The sequence below is a fragment of the Methanocalculus sp. genome (assembly GCF_030651615.1).
Lineage (GTDB): Archaea > Halobacteriota > Methanomicrobia > Methanomicrobiales > Methanocorpusculaceae > Methanocalculus.
Genome location: NZ_JAUSCG010000112.1, coordinates 1 through 21,555, shown reverse-complemented (window position 1 = coordinate 21,555; position 21,555 = coordinate 1). Strand labels below are relative to the sequence as shown.

Annotated in this window: 19 protein-coding genes; 13 read left to right on the top strand and 6 right to left on the bottom strand. The window is 52.9% G+C overall.

Annotation, left to right across the window (positions count from 1 at the left end):
* The coding region (locus Q7V06_RS05095; RefSeq protein WP_304839025.1) for a C1 family peptidase at positions 1–1,064 on the bottom strand (1,064 nt) is incomplete at its 3' end.
* 227 nt (positions 1,065–1,291) lie between these two features.
* On the opposite strand from Q7V06_RS05095, the gene Q7V06_RS05090 reads away from it, so the two are divergent.
* Positions 1,292–1,912, top strand: a complete 621-nt coding sequence (locus Q7V06_RS05090; protein ID WP_304839024.1) for a peptidase M50 — start codon at positions 1,292–1,294, stop codon at positions 1,910–1,912.
* A gap of 44 nt (positions 1,913–1,956) precedes the next feature.
* On the opposite strand, the gene Q7V06_RS05085 is transcribed toward Q7V06_RS05090, so the two are convergent.
* Both Q7V06_RS05085 and Q7V06_RS05080 read right to left on the bottom strand, forming a co-directional pair.
* Positions 1,957–2,283: a DUF86 domain-containing protein gene (locus Q7V06_RS05085; protein ID WP_304839023.1), complete on the bottom strand. Its 327-nt coding sequence runs from the start codon at positions 2,281–2,283 to the stop codon at positions 1,957–1,959.
* Entirely contained in the window at positions 2,280–2,624 is a 345-nt protein-coding gene (locus tag Q7V06_RS05080) for a nucleotidyltransferase family protein (protein WP_304839022.1), read from the bottom strand. Before Q7V06_RS05080 ends, Q7V06_RS05085 begins: the two co-directional genes overlap by 4 nt.
* Before the next feature lie 173 nt (positions 2,625–2,797).
* Between Q7V06_RS05080 and Q7V06_RS05075 the strand changes: the two genes are divergently transcribed.
* Together Q7V06_RS05075 and Q7V06_RS05070 are read left to right on the top strand one after the other, a co-directional pair.
* Positions 2,798–3,004 carry a hypothetical protein gene (locus tag Q7V06_RS05075; RefSeq protein ID WP_304839021.1) on the top strand — a complete coding sequence of 69 codons (207 nt, stop codon included), beginning with the start codon at positions 2,798–2,800 and terminating at the stop codon, positions 3,002–3,004.
* Complete coding sequence (locus Q7V06_RS05070) at positions 2,989–3,387, top strand: type II toxin-antitoxin system VapC family toxin (protein ID WP_304839020.1); 399 nt, start codon at positions 2,989–2,991, stop codon at positions 3,385–3,387. Before Q7V06_RS05075 ends, Q7V06_RS05070 begins: the two co-directional genes overlap by 16 nt.
* A gap of 72 nt (positions 3,388–3,459) precedes the next feature.
* Here Q7V06_RS05070 and Q7V06_RS05065 read toward each other — a convergent pair whose 3' ends face one another.
* The 3 genes from Q7V06_RS05065 to Q7V06_RS05055 all read right to left on the bottom strand — a co-directional run bounded on the left by Q7V06_RS05065 (position 3,460) and on the right by Q7V06_RS05055 (position 7,121).
* Entirely contained in the window at positions 3,460–4,050 is a 591-nt protein-coding gene (locus tag Q7V06_RS05065) for a flavodoxin family protein (RefSeq protein WP_304839019.1), read from the bottom strand.
* A complete protein-coding gene (locus Q7V06_RS05060; RefSeq protein ID WP_304839018.1) occupies positions 4,047–4,667 on the bottom strand; it encodes a flavodoxin family protein in 621 nt (206 codons plus the stop codon). Before Q7V06_RS05060 ends, Q7V06_RS05065 begins: the two co-directional genes overlap by 4 nt.
* Before the next feature lie 480 nt (positions 4,668–5,147).
* On the bottom strand, positions 5,148–7,121 hold the full coding sequence (locus Q7V06_RS05055) for a magnesium chelatase subunit D family protein (RefSeq protein ID WP_304839017.1): 1,974 nt from the start codon (positions 7,119–7,121) through the stop codon (positions 5,148–5,150).
* A 336-nt stretch (positions 7,122–7,457) separates the two neighbouring features.
* Here Q7V06_RS05055 and Q7V06_RS05050 point away from each other — a divergent pair, with 336 nt between their 5' ends.
* From Q7V06_RS05050 to Q7V06_RS05005, 10 genes are all read left to right on the top strand, one after another.
* Positions 7,458–7,883 carry a hypothetical protein gene (locus Q7V06_RS05050; RefSeq protein ID WP_304839016.1) on the top strand — a complete coding sequence of 142 codons (426 nt, stop codon included), beginning with the start codon at positions 7,458–7,460 and terminating at the stop codon, positions 7,881–7,883.
* A complete protein-coding gene (locus Q7V06_RS05045; RefSeq protein WP_304839015.1) occupies positions 7,880–9,028 on the top strand; it encodes an ABC transporter substrate-binding protein in 1,149 nt (382 codons plus the stop codon). The genes Q7V06_RS05050 and Q7V06_RS05045 overlap by 4 nt, the downstream gene beginning before the upstream one ends.
* A gap of 6 nt (positions 9,029–9,034) precedes the next feature.
* Positions 9,035–10,075, top strand: a complete 1,041-nt coding sequence (locus Q7V06_RS05040) for an iron ABC transporter permease (RefSeq protein ID WP_304839014.1) — start codon at positions 9,035–9,037, stop codon at positions 10,073–10,075.
* Positions 10,069–10,854 carry an ABC transporter ATP-binding protein gene (locus Q7V06_RS05035; RefSeq protein ID WP_304839013.1) on the top strand — a complete coding sequence of 262 codons (786 nt, stop codon included), beginning with the start codon at positions 10,069–10,071 and terminating at the stop codon, positions 10,852–10,854. The genes Q7V06_RS05040 and Q7V06_RS05035 overlap by 7 nt, the downstream gene beginning before the upstream one ends.
* Complete coding sequence (locus Q7V06_RS05030) at positions 10,851–14,495, top strand: cobaltochelatase subunit CobN (RefSeq protein WP_304839012.1); 3,645 nt, start codon at positions 10,851–10,853, stop codon at positions 14,493–14,495. The genes Q7V06_RS05035 and Q7V06_RS05030 overlap by 4 nt, the downstream gene beginning before the upstream one ends.
* Before the next feature lie 59 nt (positions 14,496–14,554).
* Positions 14,555–16,336 carry a DUF3344 domain-containing protein gene (locus tag Q7V06_RS05025; protein ID WP_304839011.1) on the top strand — a complete coding sequence of 594 codons (1,782 nt, stop codon included), beginning with the start codon at positions 14,555–14,557 and terminating at the stop codon, positions 16,334–16,336.
* Positions 16,323–17,276 carry a DUF3344 domain-containing protein gene (locus Q7V06_RS05020; protein ID WP_304839010.1) on the top strand — a complete coding sequence of 318 codons (954 nt, stop codon included), beginning with the start codon at positions 16,323–16,325 and terminating at the stop codon, positions 17,274–17,276. The genes Q7V06_RS05025 and Q7V06_RS05020 overlap by 14 nt, the downstream gene beginning before the upstream one ends.
* Before the next feature lie 4 nt (positions 17,277–17,280).
* Positions 17,281–17,946: an ABC transporter ATP-binding protein gene (locus Q7V06_RS05015; protein WP_304839009.1), complete on the top strand. Its 666-nt coding sequence runs from the start codon at positions 17,281–17,283 to the stop codon at positions 17,944–17,946.
* Complete coding sequence (locus Q7V06_RS05010; RefSeq protein ID WP_304839008.1) at positions 17,946–19,142, top strand: ABC transporter permease; 1,197 nt, start codon at positions 17,946–17,948, stop codon at positions 19,140–19,142. Before Q7V06_RS05015 ends, Q7V06_RS05010 begins: the two co-directional genes overlap by 1 nt.
* Positions 19,143–19,151: 9 nt before the next feature.
* A partial coding sequence (locus Q7V06_RS05005) for a DUF3344 domain-containing protein (RefSeq protein WP_304839007.1) occupies positions 19,152–21,555 on the top strand: 2,404 nt, incomplete at its 3' end.

Here is a 21,555-nt window from a genome sequence, read left to right as displayed (position 1 = left end):
CAGGCAACCTCTGATGAGAAACCGATCTTACTTACAAGCCCGAGTGGGTCATATTGGTACACCCGGTCATAGGCATCGGTTTCGACTGCGGTGAAGATGACGGGGAAATCGAGATTTACATCATTATATGAGATATAGAAGTACCCATCATCGCCCCATTCCGTTCCCCAGCTGTTCCTGACGATGAATGCCCCATCGTCCTGAGGTTGGGTACTGAAGTTGGTTCGACTGAATGTGTCATCCCAGCCGGTGATGATGACTGCATGGTTTGCCTCTTTTGTAATGGCTGAATAGAATGCGAATGTCTCAGGGTTATAATCAGAGGGCTGATAGCTGAAAGCCACAAAGAGGGCTCCGTATTCTCTGATTGTACTCTTTAACATCCCGATATCAAGGTCTCCGTCACGGAGGGGGTAGATGTAAACTGTCTGTACTCTCTTCACCGGGGGAAGATCCTGGGGTGAGTAGGTTGATCCGACCCGATAGGGGTCGTCAACCTCGAGTATCGGCCCTGACCCTCGTGCAAGGTATGCGGTGGACATGAAATGATCCCCGCCATAGTCATAATCGAACCCCTCCGGGTAGATCGGTTTAAGGATATTCTTCATGTTATTCTCTGAGAAGTCCCATCCTTCATCCGGGAGGAGGTACGATTCAAGCGATCCATATGCTGCAAATGCCCAGCAGGTGCCTTCATTCCCCTGATCTTTCACCGGCGATACCCTTCCTTCATCCCGGAGATCGAATCTGGGTGTTTCAAAGAATTGCTGAATTCTGTTTTCCTGTGTGATCTGCATACCTTTTGTATAGGAGAAGTCAACAGGTGAGGGGATGAACCCGGTTATTGCCTCCTCGGCAGATTGGAAGAATAAAGATCGTTCTGTTAATTTTTCATGGTATTTGAGAAACATAGGATTTATCGGTGCCATGGTGAGGTTGGCAGAAGAATCTGCGTTATATGATTCGACCGCTGTTTGAGAGTCCAGAGCATAAGCAGGTGTAATCAGAAGGAGAAGGAGCAGTATCGTTATAGACCAGGAGAGTGTCGCAGAGTGTTTGATCATACGTCCTTTTCGAATCCCTTTTTATTTAAATCTATATCTCTTGCACATATTCTATAATGCTTATAATATGATTTTTAGATACTATGTGTGAGAATTGTCTAAGTTTGGTTTTTTCTAAGATTTTTTAGATCCAGATGCGATGCCTGCTCTCCTGCTATGATGGGATTTCTGTATAGAACCGGTACCCTCATCAGAAACCCTATCTCCTGCCGCGTTGAGATAATACTATGATTGAGCGTATCACCGAACGCGAGCGTAAGGATCTCGGCATTGCCTGGTTAGCGCTTGCCCTCGCGTTCACCCTCGCACTGGCAGGGGGAATCTCTGTCTCCGGAGTGGATCTCGGGATGGTGGCACTCTACTTCATCCTCTCGCTGATCACCGTCGGGGTGGGTTTTGTCCTCCATGAGCTTGCCCACAAATTCACAGCGATCCGGTATGGGTACTGGGCGGAATTTCGGAAGGATAACCAGATGCTCCTCGTTGCTGTTGCGATTGCAGCCCTTGTCGGTGTCGTCTTCGCAGCACCCGGTGCCACGATGATCTATGGGCCAAACCTCTCAAAACGTGAGAACGGGGTTATCTCGGCATCTGGTCCGATCACCAATCTCATCCTCTGTATTCCGTTTGGATTGCTCCTGATCGGAGGGATGACATTTGGCCTTGGCTGGTTTGCGATCCTTACCGGAGCTGTCGGGATAAAGATCAATGCGATGCTCGCTGCGTTTAATATGCTCCCGTTTGGCCCGCTTGATGGGAAGAAGGTGCTCGCCTGGAATCCGGCGGTCTTTGGGGTGCTGATTGCGGTGTCGTTCGTCTTGTTGTATGGGGCGCTCTTTTACCTCTGATTATGGGGGCTAGGGGGCGTGAGATTTTCTCCCCATTCTATATTCTATTGAATCTCTGAAAGCTGGCTTTTTATATCCCCGATTTCATGAGTAATAACATCCCATACAATAATCCAGTTGATTGAAAAATAGCCGTGAATGATCTTATCCTGTATTCCACTCATCTCTTTCCAGGGGATTTGAGCATGAGCGCTCTTCATCTCAGGAGAGATATTCTTTGACGCTTCGCCAATGATTTCTAAGGCCCGGGATACGATATGTTGAAGATCCTCATCTGAATAGAGGTCATCAATGGTTTTATCTTCGCATTTTTTCTGGATGTAATCAATCTCATGAATAATATGGCTGATATAAAATGCATCTGTCTTCAAATCCAGATCACCTCATCAATAACAACCGGTCTGATTCTGGAATCGAGTGCATGTTCTGCGATAAGTTCAACGTTTTTGCCGAAAATATCCTCGAGATAAAAAATGCATTGCATAAATGTACGAAAACGCTCTTTCTCCTCTTCAAAAGAGACCAGAAGATCAATATCACTCATCTCACCGGCTTCATCCCGTGCATATGATCCAAACAATCCGATCCGTTTAATGCCAAATTGTCTCTGAAGTGTTGGCATCTCTTGTTTCAGCCTGTTAATAATCTCCCTTTGATGGAGGGATCGGGTTCCCCTCTTTTCGATTACATTCACTGCCTTACCCCCTGTCATGAAGAAATGCGTATTCCATGGTTATGAAATGATCGAGGTTCCCCTCTGGTATTTACTCCGGATCTTATCGTTTTTCTCTCGGTTCCTTTGATAATCATAGATAACTATTCAATGGGATTGACCAACGTTCCAATGGGATAACTATATTCTCCCGAAGCAATAACAGGAGTGTAATGAATGACATCCAGTATGTGTATGATGCCAGCGGCCACAAAAAAAGTGTCATCATTCCAATAGAACTCTGGGAACAGACGCTTCAACTCCAGAAACCCCGGATCTCACCCTGCAATCCTGAGGAGTGCTATGGAATTTACCGTGACACTATAAAAAATCCAGATAAGGTTGCCCGGTCACTTCGGAGAGAATGGATGCGCATATGACATCGTATCTAATCGATACAAATATTCTTATTTATTATCTGGCTGGCGCTCTTCAAGATGAAGAGAGATCGTTTATCGAGAGAGTCATTCTGGAATCCTTTAATATTTCAATAATAACCCGAATAGAGCTTCTTGGATGGAAAGGGCACACCCATGAAGGTCTGGAGAAAGCAAAGAAGCTACTTGATTGTGCAAGGTGCCTCCCTTTGACAGTTGCAATTGCAGAGAGCACCATCGATATTCGAAGCTATGCCAATATCTCACTTCCTGATGCCGTTATCGCCGCATCTGCTTTATCACTGAATGCGATTCTAATCACCAGGAATGTAAAAGATTTTCATGATGTTCCGGGTTTGGTTATTTATAACCCATTTTCCAAATAACCATATTTGCCCGAAAAATGTCATCGGATGTTCTCAAAGATGCGAATTGCCACCTCTCCTCACTTCTCTCTCTTAAATCCTTTCCAATTCCCCCACCACCTTCCTCCCCCTCTCCTTTGCATCCTCAAGCGCCGTCGGATGCCCTTTAATCCCCTTATATTCATCCATATTATTGGCGATGATATTATCCTGATATTCAAATCCGGTATCGTTGAAGAATGCGGTGATCACCGGGTATGCTCCGTCAAAGACATGGTCCCAGTTCTGGCCTGCTGTCGAGATGAAGAAGCCCTTATGCCGTTTGATATGGTGATAGTCAAAGTAGAGATCCTTTAAGATGAACTTCCGGGCCCAGTAGACCTGTCCCCGGTCGATGAATGCCTTCAGTTCAGCCGTCACCCCCATCGAGTAGATGGGAGAAGCAAGGGCGAGGATATCAGCATCCAGGATCTCGTCAAAGAGTGGGGTCAGCTCATCCTTCAGAACACAGACCCCGGTCTTATGGCAGGCATTACAGCCTTTGCATGATGAGAACTCAAGCTCCCGGAGCACCACCTTTGAGACATCCGCTTCTTCCGATGCTACCCCTTCAAGGAACGCATCAAGGAGCGTCTCGGTATTTCCATGCCGTCTTGGTGAGCCTGAGATCCCGATCGCCTTCATGCAACATCTCCTTTCATCTCACGCATCGTGGCGATGACCTCATGAGCAAGGGCATGAGCATCTCTCTCTGCTCGGGGATGCTTATAGATCGCCCCCTTCTCATCGACATTATTCACCATCAGGTATCGTATATCCTTATTCTTCACATCGATCACATGGAAGAGGCACTTCACAGACGGAATCGCCGCATCAAAGACATAATCCCAGTCCTGGCCGGCAGACGAGAGAAAGATCCCGATTCGTTTACCCTTCCGATCAGGTGGGACAATCGGGAGTTTCAGGACGAACTTCCGTGATCTGAAGACCTGCGCCCGGTCGATAAGTGCCTTTGCCTGGGCACAGATCCCCATACAGAAGATAGGGGCAGAGAGGATGATGATATCGGCATCGATGATCTTCTGTTCGACCCAGACGAGATCGTCCTTCTGAATACAGGTATTCAGCTTCTCACAGGCATTGCAACCTTTACAGGGGGCGATAGTGATATCGGTAAGGGCATGCTTCTCCACCTCGACACCCGGCTCTCTCTGCATGGTATCGAGCACCCAGTCGAGGAGTGTCTCTGAGTTGCCGTGCCGGCGAGGGGAGCCTGCAAAGGCGAGGACCTTGATTGGCATACCAGATGATCATCCCCGGAGATACATAAAGTCTCGCAGATGAGGCTGCCCGCACGAACCACAGCCATTCCCTGATTGAGAAATCCATGCAACCGCCCTTTTGCAGCTTTGCGCCCTGCCGTGAAGATCGTTCTATATCCCTGAAAATGGGATCACGCTCAAGGACGCAAAGTTTCTCTCTATCGGTGTTAGCAACCACCTTTGCGTCTTTGCGGCTTTGCGTGAGTTTTCCTCTTTCTATCTCCTTTGAAATTGGATCACGCTTAAGGACGCTCAAGGATGCCAAGCTCCTCTGTATCGGTGTTATGTAACCCTCCTTTGCGTCTTTGCGGCTTTGCGTGAGCACTACTCTTTACTCCTCAAAATTATATCACGTTAAATCCCTCATCAGAGGAGGCTGTTGCACGATCTCTGTCATCTCTGTTGGTTTTTAACAAGATCATCCTCTCTATTCGTGCAAAAAGCCTCAGATAATCCTCATTATGATCCGGTCCAGAACCCCTTCTCCTCACGGGCAATCGACTCAATGACCCCTGGTGAGAGATCAGAGATGGCATGATAGCTTCCATGAGTCCGTTCTGCGATCATACGGCAGTACCCAAGAGATAAGGACTGGCCGTTTTCTGCTGCTTCCGTATCGATGACAATGGTGCGTATTCCACATTCTGCAATTATATCCGAGAGCATTCCAAGCTCCTGGCGAATGGCCCCCTCTCCTGCATTTGCCCGACCGTCTGAGATGAGCATCATTATCGGGATGATATCATGCTTCTTTCTCATCTCGCGGTTCAGTACCTCAAACCCCTTCTGAAGACCTGCGGCAAGCGGTGTCCGTCCACCGGTTGGTATCTCTCTCAGCCGCCGCAGTGCGAGTTCGGGGCTCCGGGAGAGTGGGAGGATGAGGTCGGCTGATGTTCCCCGGAACGCAACAAGACCTACCCGGTCACGGTTAATATAGGCATCTTCGAGCAGCGAGAAGACAGCCCCCTTTGCACTCTCCATACGTTTCTCAGTACCCATCGATCCGCTTGCATCAACGACAAAGACACAGGCGACCTCAGCCTTTCCCCGCCTGCGTACCTTTCTGAGATCCTCATCCTGTATGACGATCGCATTACCGTCCCTCTCTCTTCCAGCCTGCTTTGGTGCTGCTGATCGGATCGTCGCATCAATAGCGATTCCCTCCCAGCGATCTGTTTCACCGGTGCTCCTCCGGCGGCCACGGGGTTCTTCGGTTGGGGTCTCTATACGCTTTCCATCCCCCACCCTCCTCAGATTCCGATCCGGTGCCTGATCTCTCCATATACGTGAAGTATCCCTGCCCGATCCGATACCATGCTGTGCCATCCTGCTGGCTCCGGAACCTGGTGAACTCTTCTCTTCAAAATCTCCCTGATCGTTTCCTTCCCCTGGTGCCTCATCATCAGGGGGGTCCGGGATCATCTCGTTAAGGATCTCCGGATCAAGCTGCGGCTCTTCAAACGGCCTTCTTCTCATCCGATGAGGGAGGGCGAGCCTCATCGCTTCCCTGATATCCTCTGCTGTGACCTCCCGCCTGCCTTCGAAGGCTGCGATCGTCTTTGCTGTCCGGATAACGGTGATCTCGGCACGATGCGTAGTTATACCGAGTTTAATGCATGCATCAACGACCGATCGGATGAGATCTTCAGAGACCGTCGTCTGTAAAAGGGTCTCTCTGGCCCTCAGTATTGCTCTCCTCAGCTCATTGCAGGCTGATTCCTGCCGATCCTCAGCCCCTCCCGGATCGGCACCCCATTCCAGAACTGCAGCGATGACAGCCATTCTGTCTTCCGGATCGGCCATCCCTTCGACTGAGATCATCAGGCCGAAGCGGTCGAGGAGTTGTGGGCGGATCTCCCCTTCCTCAGGATTCATCGTCCCGATCAGGATGAATCGTGACGGGTGGGAGATCGAGATCCCCTCCCGCTCAATAATATTCACCCCCATTGCGGCGGCATCAAGGAGGAGGTCGATGATATGATCGTCGAGGAGGTTCACCTCGTCGATATAGAGGATCCCCCGGTGTGCCGAAGCGAGGAGGCCCGGATCGAGGGCGGTGATCCCCTCCTTGATTGCAGTCTTCAGATCAAGCGTGCCAATGACCCGATCCTCGGTTGCTCCAAGTGGAAGGGTGACGATCCTGACCGGTCTTGTTGCAACCTCTGCTGCATCCGACTCCTGACAGATTCGGCAGCACTCATCAGGGCAATCCGGATCACAGGAGAACGGACACCCCGGGGTGATCCGGATCTGTGGGAGGAGGGCTGCAAGTGCCCGGACTGCCGTTGACTTGGCTGTCCCCTTCTCTCCGCGTATCAGCACGCCACCGATCATCGGATTGATTGCATTGAGGATGAGGGCGCGTTTCATCTCATGCTGCCCGACAATAGCGGTGAACGGGAGGGTTTGATGAAGAGGGGTGTATCGCATCATTCCACTATTCTCATTATTGTTATTACTAGTTATGCATCATTCAACTAAATTGCATACTATTTTAGATCAATTGTAAGAATTATTAAAACAAATCTGCTCACTACGTAGCCATTGGATGGGGAGGTATGAAAAGTAATGGATAATCAGAGTTTTTCACTCCCCGATCCGATCCGGGATCGGCCCAGTCATCTCACCATCGTTCCTGCAAGATTAATTTTTCATATTTTATCATAATTATTTAAAATAAATAATTACTTTTTGCTATCCTACATTCTATCCTCCTATTTATTACCACAAAGAAATAAATTTTTAACATCTCACTGCTGAATAGTTATCATGTATCGATTGCGGTGGTTCCTTCTCATTCTTCTCATTCTCATGCTCTGCTCCGGTGTCTCCGCAGCAAACATCGAGCGCTCAATATCGCAGAATGGAGATGGCACTGTCACTGTCCGGCTCACCCTTCCTGATGATATGATCATGGGAATTACCGAGGTGATTCCAGCTGGGTATCTCTTCAGTGGAACGATGCATCCGAACTATCAGACTGAGATTGAAGGGGTCAATCTTAGATTTGCTGTCATCGGGGAGGAGGAGATCGTCTATACTCTGATAGGATCAGGTCTGCCGGAGATCGATGGGACCACCCTCCCAATCTCAGAGGGTGGTGTCACCACCAGAGTACAGTCTCCTGCACCTGTTCTTGTGGTCATCGGTGCGCTTGCTCTGGCTGCAATCACGCTCCGGAGGCGCATACCATGAGATGGATCACAGGTCTCATCCTGCTTCTGCTCATTATTGCACCTGCCGGTGCGCTTGCATCTGCCGAAGATGATGCCCGGAATCTCCTTGCCGCGGGGATACTTTCAGAGATGAAAGGAGAAGGTCCTGGTATCGATCTCCTCCGTGATGCCGCCTCTCTCTATCCTGATTACCCAAGAAGCATCACCGACTCAGGCGGCAGGGCTGTCATCCTCTACCGTCCTCCTGAACGGATCGTCGTGATGAACTCAAATGCCGCTGATGCCGCATCAGTCATCGGCCTTTCTGATCGGATCGTCGGGGTCGGTGATACGATCACAAAAGCTCCGCTCCAGTTCCCAGATCTCGCCGGTCTTCCGAATATCGGGAAGTACAACGAACCTGATATCGAGGCAATTCTCGCTGTACGCCCCGATCTCCTCATCTCGTACGTGCTCTGGCCGGATACCGAGAAGCTTGAGCGGCATCTCCCAAAACGGATCCCGGTTATCAGAATGGATCTGTATAAGGCGGATATCTTCAGATCAGAACTCTCAGATCTCGCTCATATCACCGGAGGATCAGAAGAAGCGGCTGCATACCTCTCCTGGTATGATGATATACTCTCGCTTGTGAATGAACGGGTCGGCTCGATACCTGATGAAGAGCGGGTTCGTGTCTTCATCGACTACGGAAGCGGGAAGAGTTCTGGCCGCAGAACGATGTCTGATGGAACCGGTATGCATGATATCCTGGTCGCGGCAGGGGGACTCAACGTCGCTTCCGGTCACGTGAGCGGATATGCTGATGTCGAGAATGAGTGGGTGATCAGCCAGCGGCCTGATGTGGTCCTGATCTGGTCCGGGAAAGGCGGGTATATCACTGGTGAAGAGGCGCTCTTCCGGGAGTCACGGGATGATCTGATGGGGATGCCGGGGTTCAGTCGCATCCCGGCGGTCAGGGATGACAGGGTCTATGTCATCTCGTCTGCATTCGGATTTGGAACCGTCTCACCTGTTGCTGTCCTCAAGGTCGCATCATGGCTCTATCCGGATCGATTCGCTGATATCAATACCGATGCAGTTCATGCAGAGTATCTGAGAGAGTTCACCCATGCCGGTGAAGAGATCAGGACGAGTGGGACCTTCTACTACCCGTCTGGGTGATACGTGATGGAGCAGAGCCGTATACTCGATGGGTATCTGCAGAGGACGAGGAGCAGAATTCTTATCCTGTTTGCTCTTGCACTCCTCCTCCTCCTCCTGACAGGGGTAGCGGCAACACTCGGATCGTATCCTATCAGTGTCCTTGAGGTCTATGCCACTATCTTCGCAGGGCCTGGTGCCGGATCAGAAGCAGGGACGATCGTCTGGGATTACCGTCTCCCCCGTATCCTGATGGGAATCTTAACCGGGGCGGCCCTCGGTCTTGCAGGTGCAGTGATGCAGGGGATCCTAAGAAACCCCCTCGCAAGCCCTTTTACCCTTGGTATCGCCTCAGCTGCGAGCTTTGGAGCATCACTTGCGATCATCCTCGGAGCCGGGTTCGTTGCAGGCGGCTATCTTATCGCTGCAAATGCCTTCATCTTCACCCTGCTCGCTGCAGCACTTGTTTACGGTCTTGCACAGGTACGGGGGATCACCCCGGAGACGATGATCATGGCCGGGATTGCGATTATGTACCTCTTCTCGGCACTGACAAGCTTTCTCCAGTACATCGGAACCTCTGAAGATGTCCATGCGGTCGTCTTCTGGATGTTCGGGAGCCTCGGGAGGGCTACCTGGGATACCGTGACGATTGCATTCCTGATCTGTGCCCTCACCTTCCCGATCTTCATCTTCTATGCCCGGAGCATCAATGCCCTTGCAGCAGGTGACGAGACGGCAGCAAGCCTCGGGGTCGCGGTTGAACGGGTCCGGCTGATCGGGATGGGTGGCGCCTCCCTCCTGACAGCAGGGGTGATCTGCTTCACCGGAACCATCGGGTTCATCGGGCTTGTCGCCCCCCATATCACCCGGATGATCATCGGTGGCGACAACCGGTTCCTCCTCCCGGGAACCGCACTAATGGGTGCTATCATCCTGCTTGCGGCTGATAGTATCGGAAGGATGATAATGGCCCCGATGATCCTCCCGGTCGGGATCATGACCGCATTCCTCGGTGTTCCTTTCTTCCTCTATCTCTTCCTGCGCAGGAGGCGAGACTATTGGTAACAATTACGGTCAATAACCTGAACTTCTCGTACCAGAGCACCAGAATCCTCCATGATCTGACGTTTGAGATAAAGAGCGGAGGTATCACCTGCCTCGTTGGGCCGAATGGCTCGGGCAAAACGACACTGATCCGCTGTATCGATACGATCCTCAGGCCGATCGGGACGATCCTGATCGACGGTCGAAATATCCATGATATGGGGAGGAGGGCGGTTGCAGAGATGATCGGATATGTCCCTCAGACCGGGGCGAGGATTGCAGCTGCTACCGTCTTTGATGTCGTAATGATGGGGCGAACCCCGCATATGGGGTGGCGGTCAACAGATGAGGATCTCCGGTATGTCGAGGAGGCGATCCGTCTCCTGAATATTGAGGAGCTTGTTGATCGCGAGTACAACGAACTCTCCGGTGGGCAGCAGCAGAGGGTATTGATTGCCCGTGCCATTGCACAGAACCCCCGCGTCCTCCTCCTTGATGAGCCGACGAACAGCCTTGACATTCACCATCAGCTTGAAGCACTCTCGACAATTCAAAGACTCTCAAAAGAGACCGGGATCACCGTCATCATGGCGGTCCATGATCTCACAATCGCTGCACGATATGCCGATCACCTGATGATGCTGAAGGATGGCAGAATCGTTGGTATCGGAGAGCCAGAAGATCTCATCACCGAGGAGCGTATCCGCGAGGTGTACCAGGTGGAATCGCGGATATTTATGGATCCTGAGGCCGGTCTCATCGTCACCCCTCTGCGCCCGGTAGCAGGTCTGATACCATGAAGATAGCAGCCATCGTCTGGGGATCAGATGCGACCCTCCTCTCAAAAGCCGCAGAAGCCGAATCGGTCGGGTGTGCGATCACCAGAACACATAAGATCAATGACCCGGATGCTCTCTCCCGTTTCTACCTCGACCAGAAGGATGCAGACATCATCCTCCTCCATCCATCGCAGCATTCGGTATGGGACGATCTGATCCCATCGATCCGATCTGATATCCCAATCATCTCATTCGGCTATGATCAGGCATTCTGGAGACTCTCAAACGTTCCGATCAAACTTGTCGCTGCCGTATCTGCATATGCCACGCATGGGGGCGAGGAGAACTACAGGCGGATGATCCGGCTTCTTTCTGCTGTTGTCGCGGGTGATACCTCCAGGATAGAGGAGCCTCATCAACTCCCCTGGGAAGGAATTTATCATCCTGATGCACCTGATACCTTCCTCAGTCCGGAGGAGTACCTGGCATGGAGGCCGAAGCGGCATCCATCGCGGGTTGGGATCGTCTTCTCACGGGCATACTGGGCAAACGGCGATATTCTGGCTGTTGATGCACTGATCAGAGAGATTGAGACGTTTGCAGATGTCATCACCATCTTCTGCCTTTCAGGTGGCGACCTCGCACTTGGCGCCCGGTCTGGCCCTGAGGTTGCCGGGGAATGGTTCGGCTCTGATGTAGATCTCATCATCAACCTCCAGCCGGTCTTCCGATCCGGTGATCAGGGTGTGGCGGAAGGCTGTTTTGAGCGTCTTGATTGCCCGGTCATCCACCCACTCCTCCTGTACCACCAGAGTCAGGAGGAGTGGCTTACCTCGACTCTTGGTCTTCCTCCGATGGAGTGCGCATGGAGCGTCGCTCTTCCCGAGATGCAGGGGATGATCGAGATGCTCCCCTTCGGATCAGAAGAAGGAGAGATCCACCTCCCAATACCTGAGCGGATCGACCGAATCACAAACCGGGTGAGGTCATGGCTCACGCTCAGAGCAAAAGACCCTGCTGATCGGAAGATAGCCTTTATCCTCCATAACAAACCCTGTTCATCAGTTGAGGCAACAGTTGGCGCCGGAGCCCACCTCGATACCCTTGAGAGTACTGCCCGTATCCTGCATGTGATGCAGGCAGCAGGGTATCGGGTTTTTCCTCCGGCAGATGGAGATGAACTGATCGGGACGATACTGGATCGGCGGGCGATCAGTGACTTCCGGTGGACAACGGTCTCATCCATCGTCAGATCAGGAGGGGCCCTTGCCCTGATCGGAGAGGAGGAGTATCGGGGCTGGTTCTCCGAACTCGACCCCATGGTTCGTTCTCAGATGGTCGCGGCATGGGGTGAGCCTCCGGGTGAGGAGATCGATGGCATACCCCCGGCGATGGTACATGAGGGGCAGATCATCGTCACCGGGGTCTCCTATGGGAATGCCGTCGTCTGTGTCCAGCCGAAACGTGGGTGCGCCGGGTCACGATGTGACGGCTCTGCATGTAAGATCCTCCATGATCCTGAGGTGCCGCCGACACACCAGTACCTGGCGACCTACCGGTGGCTCGAACGGGTCTTTGGTGCCGATCTGGTCATCCATGTCGGAACTCATGGCAACCTTGAGTTTCTGCCGGGAAAATCTGCCGCACCCTCCGGTCGGTGCTTCCCTGATCTGATGATCGGCAGCATGCCGCATCTCTACATCTATAATGCAGATAACCCTCCGGAAGGGACGATCGCCAAACGCCGTGCGGCAGCGGTGCTCATCAGCCATATGCAGACGGTGATGCAGGCTTCCGGCCTCTATGGTGAGCTGAAGGAGCTTGAGACCCTTCTGGACGAGTACACCCGCGCTGAGGCGGATGATCCGGCACGGGCACACAGCCTTCAGCACCTGATAGCCGATGCCGTCACTGCATCGGGCCTTTCTGAAGAGATCGGGATGCCTGCTGGTCACGATGGTTTCTCAGAGTATGTTTTGCGTCTCCACCGATCACTCGGAGAGATCGCCTCTTCACGAATACCTGATGGGATGCATATCTTCGGAGAGCGACCTTCTGGTGAGGATCGGATCCGGTTTATCCATGCGGCGGCCCGGTTTGATGATGCCATCTCCGCTGCACTTTTTGGGCCCGGATACGGGAATGAACCGTTGAAAAATCGTGAAGAGAGTGAATATGCTTTCGTGACCGCGATCCTCAGTGGTGCAACAGATGCTGATGCAGTCCTCATCGCCTGCGGCCGCCCCCCGCTCCCGGGAACAGCAGCTCAGATTGCTCTTTTGAGAGAACTGATCCGGAGCCTTGAGAAAGGGATCAAAGAAACAGATGAGATCGCAGCTCTTCTGCATGGGATGGAAGGCGGTTTCATCCAACCAGGTCCTTCAGGGCTGATCACACGGGGCAGGCCCGATATCCTCCCAACCGGCAGAAACTTCTACTCCCTCGACCCTGCAACGGTCCCGACGAAGGCGGCATGGATGGTCGGGAAGAGGCTTGCAGATGCTCTCATCGCTACATACCGGGAGGAGCATGGTGAGTATCCCCGTTCGGTTGCGATGTACTGGCAGTCGACCGACCTGATGTGGGCAGATGGCGAACAGTTTGCAGCGATCCTTCATCTCATCGGTGTTGAACCGATCTGGCGGTCAGGCCGGGTCGTCTCGTTTCGGATCATCCCGATCGAAGAGCTTGGACGCCCACGCATCGATCTGACCATCAGGGTCTCTGCCATCCTCCGTGACTGCTTCTTCTCTTCAATAGAACTGCTTGATTCGGCGTTCTCTCTGGTTTCTGCACTGGATGAGCCTGATGAAGGGAATCCGATTCGTGCACATACGCGGGAAAGCGGCACATCAAGGCGGCTCTTCTCAAGCCGCCCGGGTACCTATGGCAATGGGGTCAATCTTGCGGTATTCGCCTCTGCATGGAGGGAAGAGAAAGATCTTGCGGAGATATTCATCGAGTGGAACGGGTACTCATATGGGAATGGGGATGCCGGAACGATTGATCAGTCCGGCTTCTCTGCATTACTCTCGACAGTACAGGCGACCTTCAACAAGACATCAACCGATGAGTATGATCTCACCGGCTGCTGCTGTTACTTCGGAATTCACGGCGGTATGACCGCAGCTGCACGGCATCTCTCTGATCATCCGGTTGAATCCTACTATGGTGATACCAGGACCCCGTCGCAGGTGGAGGTCAGGACACTGGCTGCTGAGATTCAAAGGGTGGTCAGGTCGAAGATCTTAAATCCTGTCTGGATTGAGGGGATGAGACGGCATGGGTACAAAGGGGGAGGCGATATCGCAAAACGGGTCGGTACTATCTATGGGTGGGAGGCATCAACCGGTGAGGTGGATGATCGGATATTTGACGATATTACAAAGACCTTTGTTCTGGATGAGGAGAACCGCACCTTCTTCCGGGAGCAGAATCCCTTTGCACTGGAAGAGATCGGGCGGCGGCTCCTCGAGGCGGAGGCGCGTGGCCTCTGGAAACCCGACCCTGAGATCTCAGAAGGGCTCAGGGAGACCTATCTTGAGGTGGAGGGGTGGCTTGAGGATCGGCTGGATGGATCAGATGGTGAGATGCAGGGTGGCGGGATTCACATCATGACGATGGATGAGATCCGCAGGAAGAGATCTGACCCCTCCCGATGATCTGATCCGGGTGAACCAAATAAAAAATTTTTATCTTGTAATACTGTGTATGTATAATTATGGGATATAGTACCTTGAGGATACCTCTGCTCTTTATCATCATTGCCCTCAGCATACCTACGGGTTCAGCCATCTATGCTTGGGATGGGATCCCGGTTGAGCCGGTGATTGTGGGTGAGATGAATGGTGAGGTACTCTTCTTCGGTACATACGGGCTGGATGCACCTCCTATTGATCTGAGGTTCAACCTCCCGTCCAAACCGGTCTTTGCCAGGATCTATGCCGGTGTCTGGGGGGGGACCGAACAGTATACCGGATGGGCGGATATTACCGTAAATAATATCCAGAAAGCACGGTTTCAGCTTGAAGGGGAACGCGATCGGAACCGGGATGTCTATGCAGCAAGCCATGGATCCTACTGGATCGCCTATGATGGAACCGATCTCCTCAGGTCCGGCCAGAACCTTGTTTCAGTGAGTACAAGCAGAGGAGAGACCGGCAACCGGCTTGACGGGCGGGTATATGGGGTGATTGTGATCGCCGGTGTCGAAGATCCCGCCTCCGGACGGGTGCAGTACTGGATTGCAGAAGGAAATGAGAACCTGCATGGAGAGGGATGGGCAGGGACAAACCCGACCTGGAAAGACTCCTCGACAACGGTCTTTGAAGGTGCCGACCTCAACGGGTTGAAAGAGGCGGAACTCTTTATTACACTCATCGCATCAAATGCCGGTCAGCCCGATTATCTCCTGATCAATCGCCACGATCTTGGGATTGAAGGATCAGATGGTACCCGTGACATCGGGAATGAACGATCATTCTCTGCGACCGGCAAAGAGGGGATCCCGTCACGGTATATGGATGCCGAGCGGTTCGATGTCACCGGATATGTCAGGGGTGTGAACGAGATCACCTTTGAGCGTGGGCGTGACCTCGATTTTGATGGTCAGATTGCAACAACCGGCTCACTGATTGAAGGGGAGGATTATATTCATCCGGTTCTTGCGGTTCTCACGCTGAAGAAGGATGCAGGCCATACTCTTCCTGATCTGGCTGTAACGGCGGTTAAAACCACAAATGCATATGCCGGTGAGACCGCGACGGTGACTGCGGATATCAGCAATTATGGCGGTCTTCCGGATGGTCCGGTGAAGATCATCTTCAGCGCTGACGGCAAACAATTTGCAGAAGAGACGGTCACCCTATCGTATGACGGGCAGGTATCAGTCTCTGTTCCCTGGAAGCCGGCATCCGGGACGATTGCCTTATCAGTCACGGCAGAGGTGGCAGGGGATCGAAATCCCGACAATAATGAGATGGTTCGTACGATCACCGTCGGCACCCCTCCTGATCTGGCGGTGATGATACATAATCCGGTCAGGTCCGGGGCAGGTACGGCGGTTCCTGCAGAAGCAAGTCCGGTTCCGGCAGTGCTTGGGATCGCAGCCATTTTCTTTGCCCTTCTCCTCTTCAGATTCCGGTCAGGGGAGATGATCGCAGGCGTTCTCGTCGCAGCACTCGTCATCTCCTCACTTGGAGTCATGATACCGGTTGCCTCGGCAGATGGCGGGTATGTCGCCTATGATCTCCCGGTCACGATCAGGAATAATGGCGGAAGCGATGCCCCTGCATTTGAGGTGACCGTCTATCTGGACGGAGAACGGGCTGCGGTGATGCGGGTTGCCGAAGGGATACCGGCAGGGGGTCAGCATCAGGTCGCTATCCCGATCTATACGACACCGGGCAGGCATACTGTCAGGGTGGTGGCGGATGAACGAAATATTCTGAAGGAGCGGAATATCGCTGATAACAGCATGGAGATGACCTATGTCTTTTCGTAGTATTGCGGTCGTCCTCACTCTTCTCCTTGTCTGTACTTCCTCAGCCAGTTATGCTGGTGATAAGCCCCTTGTCACCACGTTTTATACCGATCTCCCGGCGGCATACTCATTCTCGACCGGGAACAGCACGTATGGGGGTTCGCTCTCTCCAGGTGATGGGTATGCTGTACAGCTTCCGTATGCCGTACCGGATGGTGCGGAGGTACTCTACCAGCGGATCTATCTGTACTGGTCATGGAGCCGGATCGGTCAGGATGCGATCTACCCGTCCTTTCAGGTTTTAGCAGATGGTATGCCACTGCCTCTCATCGATCGGTACACCGATTCAAAGGGCTTCGTCTCTGCAAATGACTTCTTCTCAGGGATGGATACATATGAGCCACCACACCCTCTCCATGGAGATGGGGAGATCACCATTTCGGTTGTGAATGGTGCGGATGATACAAGGACGGTCGTCCTGATGGGTGCTGCTCTCCTCATCGTGTACAGCTCTGAGCTGCCGGGGATGATCTGGGTATCTGAAGGATGCGATATGCTCTATGCAAGCCATGGGATCACGCAGGCGATGGCCAGTTCAGCGATCCTCTTTGAAGGGGATGTGAGAACCCGCGATCTCACAACCGCAGATCTCCTCCTGGTTGCGCCATCCGGCGGGCATACACGAACCGAGATCCCGCAGAAGAATGCCATATTCATCAACAGGGAGAGGGGGGGCAACCTCCCGGGTTTCATCGAGTCGATCATCGCTGCGATCTTCCCCGGATATAACGGGAAGGTCTGGTATGATGCCTTTGTTTCTGATGAGATCAACCAGATCGGAGTCGATTACCGGGATGTGAGGCAGTACCTCCGGGAGACCGGCAATACTGTTCTTGTCAAGGATAACGGGGACTATCTTACCCTGACCAATGCGGTCCTTGATATCAGGTACGGAGGGTGATAGAATGGCAGCGATCATCCAGACCGAGGATCTGCAGAAGCGGTTTGGCAGGGAGGTGATGGCCCTTGACGGTGTTACCATCTCTGTTGAAGAGGGTGAGTATGTTACCGTCACCGGGAGGAGCGGCAGCGGGAAATCGACATTGCTGAATATTATCGGCTGCCTCGATCAGCCGACCGGTGGTACTGTTCGGATCGCCGGAGCCACGGTGGATTACACCAATCAACACCAGCTTGTTGATCTCAGGAGGACGCGGCTTGGTTTTGTCTTCCAGCATTTCAGCCTCATCTCCGGAATGACGGCATCTGAGAATGTCGAGTATCCGCTGATCTTCTCCGGTGTCCCAAAGACCGAGCGGAAGAAGCGGGCGATGGAGATGCTTGAGCTCGTTGGGATCCTGGATCGGGCCGACCATCTCCCGGGTGAGTTATCGGGTGGTCAGCAGCAGCGTGTGGCGATATCACGGGCACTCGTTGCAAACCCCTCTCTTGTGCTTGCGGATGAGCCGACCGGAAACCTCGATTCGACGACGGGTGGTGAGATTATTTCGCTGATGAAGAGCATCAACGATGAGTCGGGGACGACATTTCTGATCGTCACGCATGAACCTGGGATCTGGATCGGGACCGATCAGACGATCCATCTTGCTGATGGGAGGCTGGTTGCATAATGGTGCGGCTCTCCGATGTTGCGACGGTCTCCTTTCGCCAGGTGACGAGGAAGAGGCTGCGATTCCTTCTGACGATGCTCGGTATTGCGATCGGTGTTGCTGCGGTCGTCGGTGTCGTCTCACTTGGGGAAGGGGTGCGTACCCTCTCTGTTGAGATGATAAAAGACCAGTCTGATCTGACGCTCCTTGAGGTGAATGCCGATATCCGGGACGGGGTGATGATACCGATCACCGGCCAGAAGATTGGAGAGATAGAACGGGACCCTGCTATCGCAGGGGCGGTGCCATCTCAACGGATCACCTATGCAACCGAACGGCAGACCTTCATCTCTGCACTGGATGCAGCGTATAGCGGTTTTGAATCGGTCTTTACACCCACATACCTGGATGGACGGGGTGTACAGACGGGTACAGAGGAGGTGGTCTTCGGCTACGATCTTGCAGAGACACTCCGGAGGTACGAAGGGATCAGGATCGGTGATCGGTTCACCCTCCTCCTCCGCGATTATGACGAGGAGGGGCGGCCTGCCGATATCAGGCAGGAGTTCATCCTCGTCGGCGTTCTCAGAGAGCGTGGAGATGAACTTGATCTCCTGATGATCACCGATAGCGGCAGAACGGAGGGGCCGTTTGACTCCGTCTTTGTCAGGGTGGAGAGCCCGGATATGGTATTTCCTGTTGTTGAACGGGTGAATGGGCTTGGTTTAGCTTCACATGGCGCATTTGAACAGATACGGGCGGTGAACCAGCTCTTTGATATCATCGTGATGGTCCTCTCCGGATTCACCGGGATCTCGCTTGTGATCGGGGCACTCATGATCATGAACACGATGATCATCTCGGTCTTTGAACGGACACGCGAGATCGGGATATCGATGGCGATCGGGGCGTCATCCGGAGATATCCTCCGGTTAATCCTCTCCGAATGCCTCTTCATCGGGATCGCGGGTGGTATCCTCGGAAATCTCCTTGGAGTCGCTTTTGCAGGGGTGATCAACTCAGTCGGGAGAAATTTTGTCATTGCAGAGCTTGGTGCAGGATTCTCCGGGTTTGCTGGTGCGGATATTGTTATGGTGACGCCTGAGATCCTTCTTATCGGGATGGTGATCGCAATTGTGCTATCACTCCTTTCCGGGATCTATCCGGCACTGAAGGCGGCCCGACTCCATCCGGCAGATGCGATCCGTTCACTCTAGGGGGAAAGTATGCGGGATGTCACATCTATTCTGATTGGAATGCTGGTAGCCGCCCTCCTCATCGTTCCGATAGCATCAGCAGATACCTATGTCGGCGGTATCCCGCTAAAGACCGTTGAGGAGGGTGTTGTCTCAGGCGGACTGTACTATGATGCCTTCTATGGCCTCGGTGGGACGACGGTTCAGAAAACTTACTCCATTCCGGCTCATACCGGTGTGAAATGGGCCCGGCTCTATGTTGCCGTCTACTGCGGTAATATGCGGGAGAACTATCCGGTGGCGATGGATGTTCGGTTTGATGGCGATGGCGACGGGATCTATGAGCGGTCCTGGAACGAATATTTGAACTCCGGGTACGGCTGGCCCGGAGAAGGGGGAGCCGGCCCTGTTGAGTTTGGGAATGGGAACCGTGTCACGAGCGACTATCTCTACTGGTATGATGTCGGTGGCCTGATCAAAGGTACAAAGGTGAATGCCGAAGTGAAGACGGCACGGCCAGCAGGCTACACCGGCACCTTCGACGGCAGGATCAAGCTGGTTGCCCTCGTTGTCGCATATGATGACGGGACGACTGATCAGGTCTACTATCGGGTGAATCAGGGGCATGATGCCTCCTCCTATCATGATGAGGTGTATGTCGGCCAGACCGGTTTTGATCTCCCTGTCGCCGATGATGATCCGGTTGCTGCCTCCCTCTCGGTGATCCATCTCTCAAGCGTTGATGGAAGATACTGGATCAATGGCGAGGAGTTTGAAGGGAGGAAGCCGCAGGGCTCGTACTCGGGATCGAACCGGTGGGATGTGCTTGATTTGGTCACTGGAGAGTCTGCTCTGACTCTGGATTATCAGAAACAACCGGATGATACCTTCTTTAAGATTCCGCTCGCCCTCCTCACGATCTCTTATCCTGAGGAGGAGCCGAAGGTCGGCGAAATATCAGTTGAGTCAACACCAGCTGGTGCCTGGGTCTTCGTTGACGGGGTGAATACAACGAAGAAGACCCCGGTTCTTATGAAGAATATTCTGGTTGGGGATCATACCGTCGCCGTGAAACTGGCAGGGTACAAAGATGCCTCTCTGGAGGTGGTCGTCATTGAGGATGATCTCGTTGATCTTATCTTTAAACTGGAACGGGAGATCATCGCACTTTCCGGAGACGGAGGAGGGGGTGCAGCCGGTACCGGATATCATGGCGGTCCCCTTGACCTGTACCGGAGGGGTGAGATCAATGGAACACTCAGTATGACGACTGCCGGTATCTACACCGGTCTCCTCGAGGTCGGGAAAGGGGACGAACAGACTCATCAGCTCTTCCTGCCGGAGAATGCAACGGTTGCTGATGGCCGCCTGTATGTCTACACCACATGGGGGCATAATACGAATAGCAGGGAAGGGAGAACACCTACGGTTAAGGTGGTGATGGACGGGTACAGCCTTCCGCTGGCGGCGACCTATGGAGATCGGAAAGGATATGGTGCGTTTGACTACCTCGTCAATACCTTTGCCTTTGATCTGGATGAGCGGATCAGATCATCTGGCAATTACACCTTCAGAATCACCAATGATGGCAGTTCCGGGGATACATTTGCCCTGTATGGCTCATCCCTGCTTATCCTTTCAGAAGTGCCTGATGCACCCGTGATAGAGTACTGGATCACCGAAGGGTGTGATGCAGTCCTTGCCGATCCCGCGTTTGGAACAACGACAGAGGATGCGACAACCACCGCATACTTTGATGGTGTACCTGACATCGGGATGATATCGCATGCAGAGTTGATCGCGGTATCGACGGCGGCATCCGGGCTTGGAGGCGATCTGAACCGGGTTATGATGAACGATATGGAGTGGGTCAACACCCTGACTGGCGGATCATCTGAGATCTCCCTCATTAAGCTGCCGGTTCGTGATCATCTCATCGAGTCTGAAAATACTGCTCTCCTCCAGAGTTATGCAGACGATGGGGGCACCGGTGATTATATGGAGAACCGGCATCTCATCCTCATCATCCGGAAGAGGGGAGTTGAGGATGCAGTTGATGATCCATCTCTCATTATCATGCCTGAAGAACGTCTTTCTGTCGGGACGGCGGTGTATGCAGTGGATGATGGCAGGATCCCCGCGACCCGTCTTGAGAGTGGTATGTTCTCACTGATCATCAGTGAGGGGAGCCGGGTTCAGAGTGGTGAGGGGTATGTCTCATCCCGCCTGACCCTCAAACCGGTCATACATATACCTCCGGGTACTGGGACTGTGCCCGGGATCGCCTTTCAGATCGAGCCGCAGGATGGAGAGATCGATATCCCGATCATCCTGACGGCACCTGGCAACGAGCAGTCGATCATTCTCTGGTATGATCCGCTTCTGAAGGATTGGATCTCTGTCACCTCACGGTATGATGCGGGTTCAGCCACGG

Excerpts from the sequence above, each read along its gene's own strand:
- Q7V06_RS05090 (WP_304839024.1), top strand. The coding sequence starts at position 1,292 with ATGATTGAGCGTATCACCGAACGCGAGCGTAAGGATCTCGGCATTGCC.
- Q7V06_RS05080 (WP_304839022.1), bottom strand. The coding sequence starts at position 2,624 with ATGACAGGGGGTAAGGCAGTGAATGTAATCGAAAAGAGGGGAACCCGA.
- Q7V06_RS05075 (WP_304839021.1), top strand. The coding sequence starts at position 2,798 with ATGAATGACATCCAGTATGTGTATGATGCCAGCGGCCACAAAAAAAGT.
- Q7V06_RS05070 (WP_304839020.1), top strand. The coding sequence starts at position 2,989 with ATGGATGCGCATATGACATCGTATCTAATCGATACAAATATTCTTATT.
- Q7V06_RS05065 (WP_304839019.1), bottom strand. The coding sequence starts at position 4,050 with ATGAAGGCGATCGGGATCTCAGGCTCACCAAGACGGCATGGAAATACC.
- Q7V06_RS05060 (WP_304839018.1), bottom strand. The coding sequence starts at position 4,667 with ATGCCAATCAAGGTCCTCGCCTTTGCAGGCTCCCCTCGCCGGCACGGC.
- Q7V06_RS05055 (WP_304839017.1), bottom strand. The coding sequence starts at position 7,121 with ATGATGCGATACACCCCTCTTCATCAAACCCTCCCGTTCACCGCTATT.
- Q7V06_RS05050 (WP_304839016.1), top strand. The coding sequence starts at position 7,458 with ATGTATCGATTGCGGTGGTTCCTTCTCATTCTTCTCATTCTCATGCTC.
- Q7V06_RS05045 (WP_304839015.1), top strand. The coding sequence starts at position 7,880 with ATGAGATGGATCACAGGTCTCATCCTGCTTCTGCTCATTATTGCACCT.
- Q7V06_RS05040 (WP_304839014.1), top strand. The coding sequence starts at position 9,035 with ATGGAGCAGAGCCGTATACTCGATGGGTATCTGCAGAGGACGAGGAGC.
- Q7V06_RS05030 (WP_304839012.1), top strand. The coding sequence starts at position 10,851 with ATGAAGATAGCAGCCATCGTCTGGGGATCAGATGCGACCCTCCTCTCA.
- Q7V06_RS05025 (WP_304839011.1), top strand. The coding sequence starts at position 14,555 with ATGGGATATAGTACCTTGAGGATACCTCTGCTCTTTATCATCATTGCC.
- Q7V06_RS05020 (WP_304839010.1), top strand. The coding sequence starts at position 16,323 with ATGTCTTTTCGTAGTATTGCGGTCGTCCTCACTCTTCTCCTTGTCTGT.
- Q7V06_RS05015 (WP_304839009.1), top strand. The coding sequence starts at position 17,281 with ATGGCAGCGATCATCCAGACCGAGGATCTGCAGAAGCGGTTTGGCAGG.
- Q7V06_RS05010 (WP_304839008.1), top strand. The coding sequence starts at position 17,946 with ATGGTGCGGCTCTCCGATGTTGCGACGGTCTCCTTTCGCCAGGTGACG.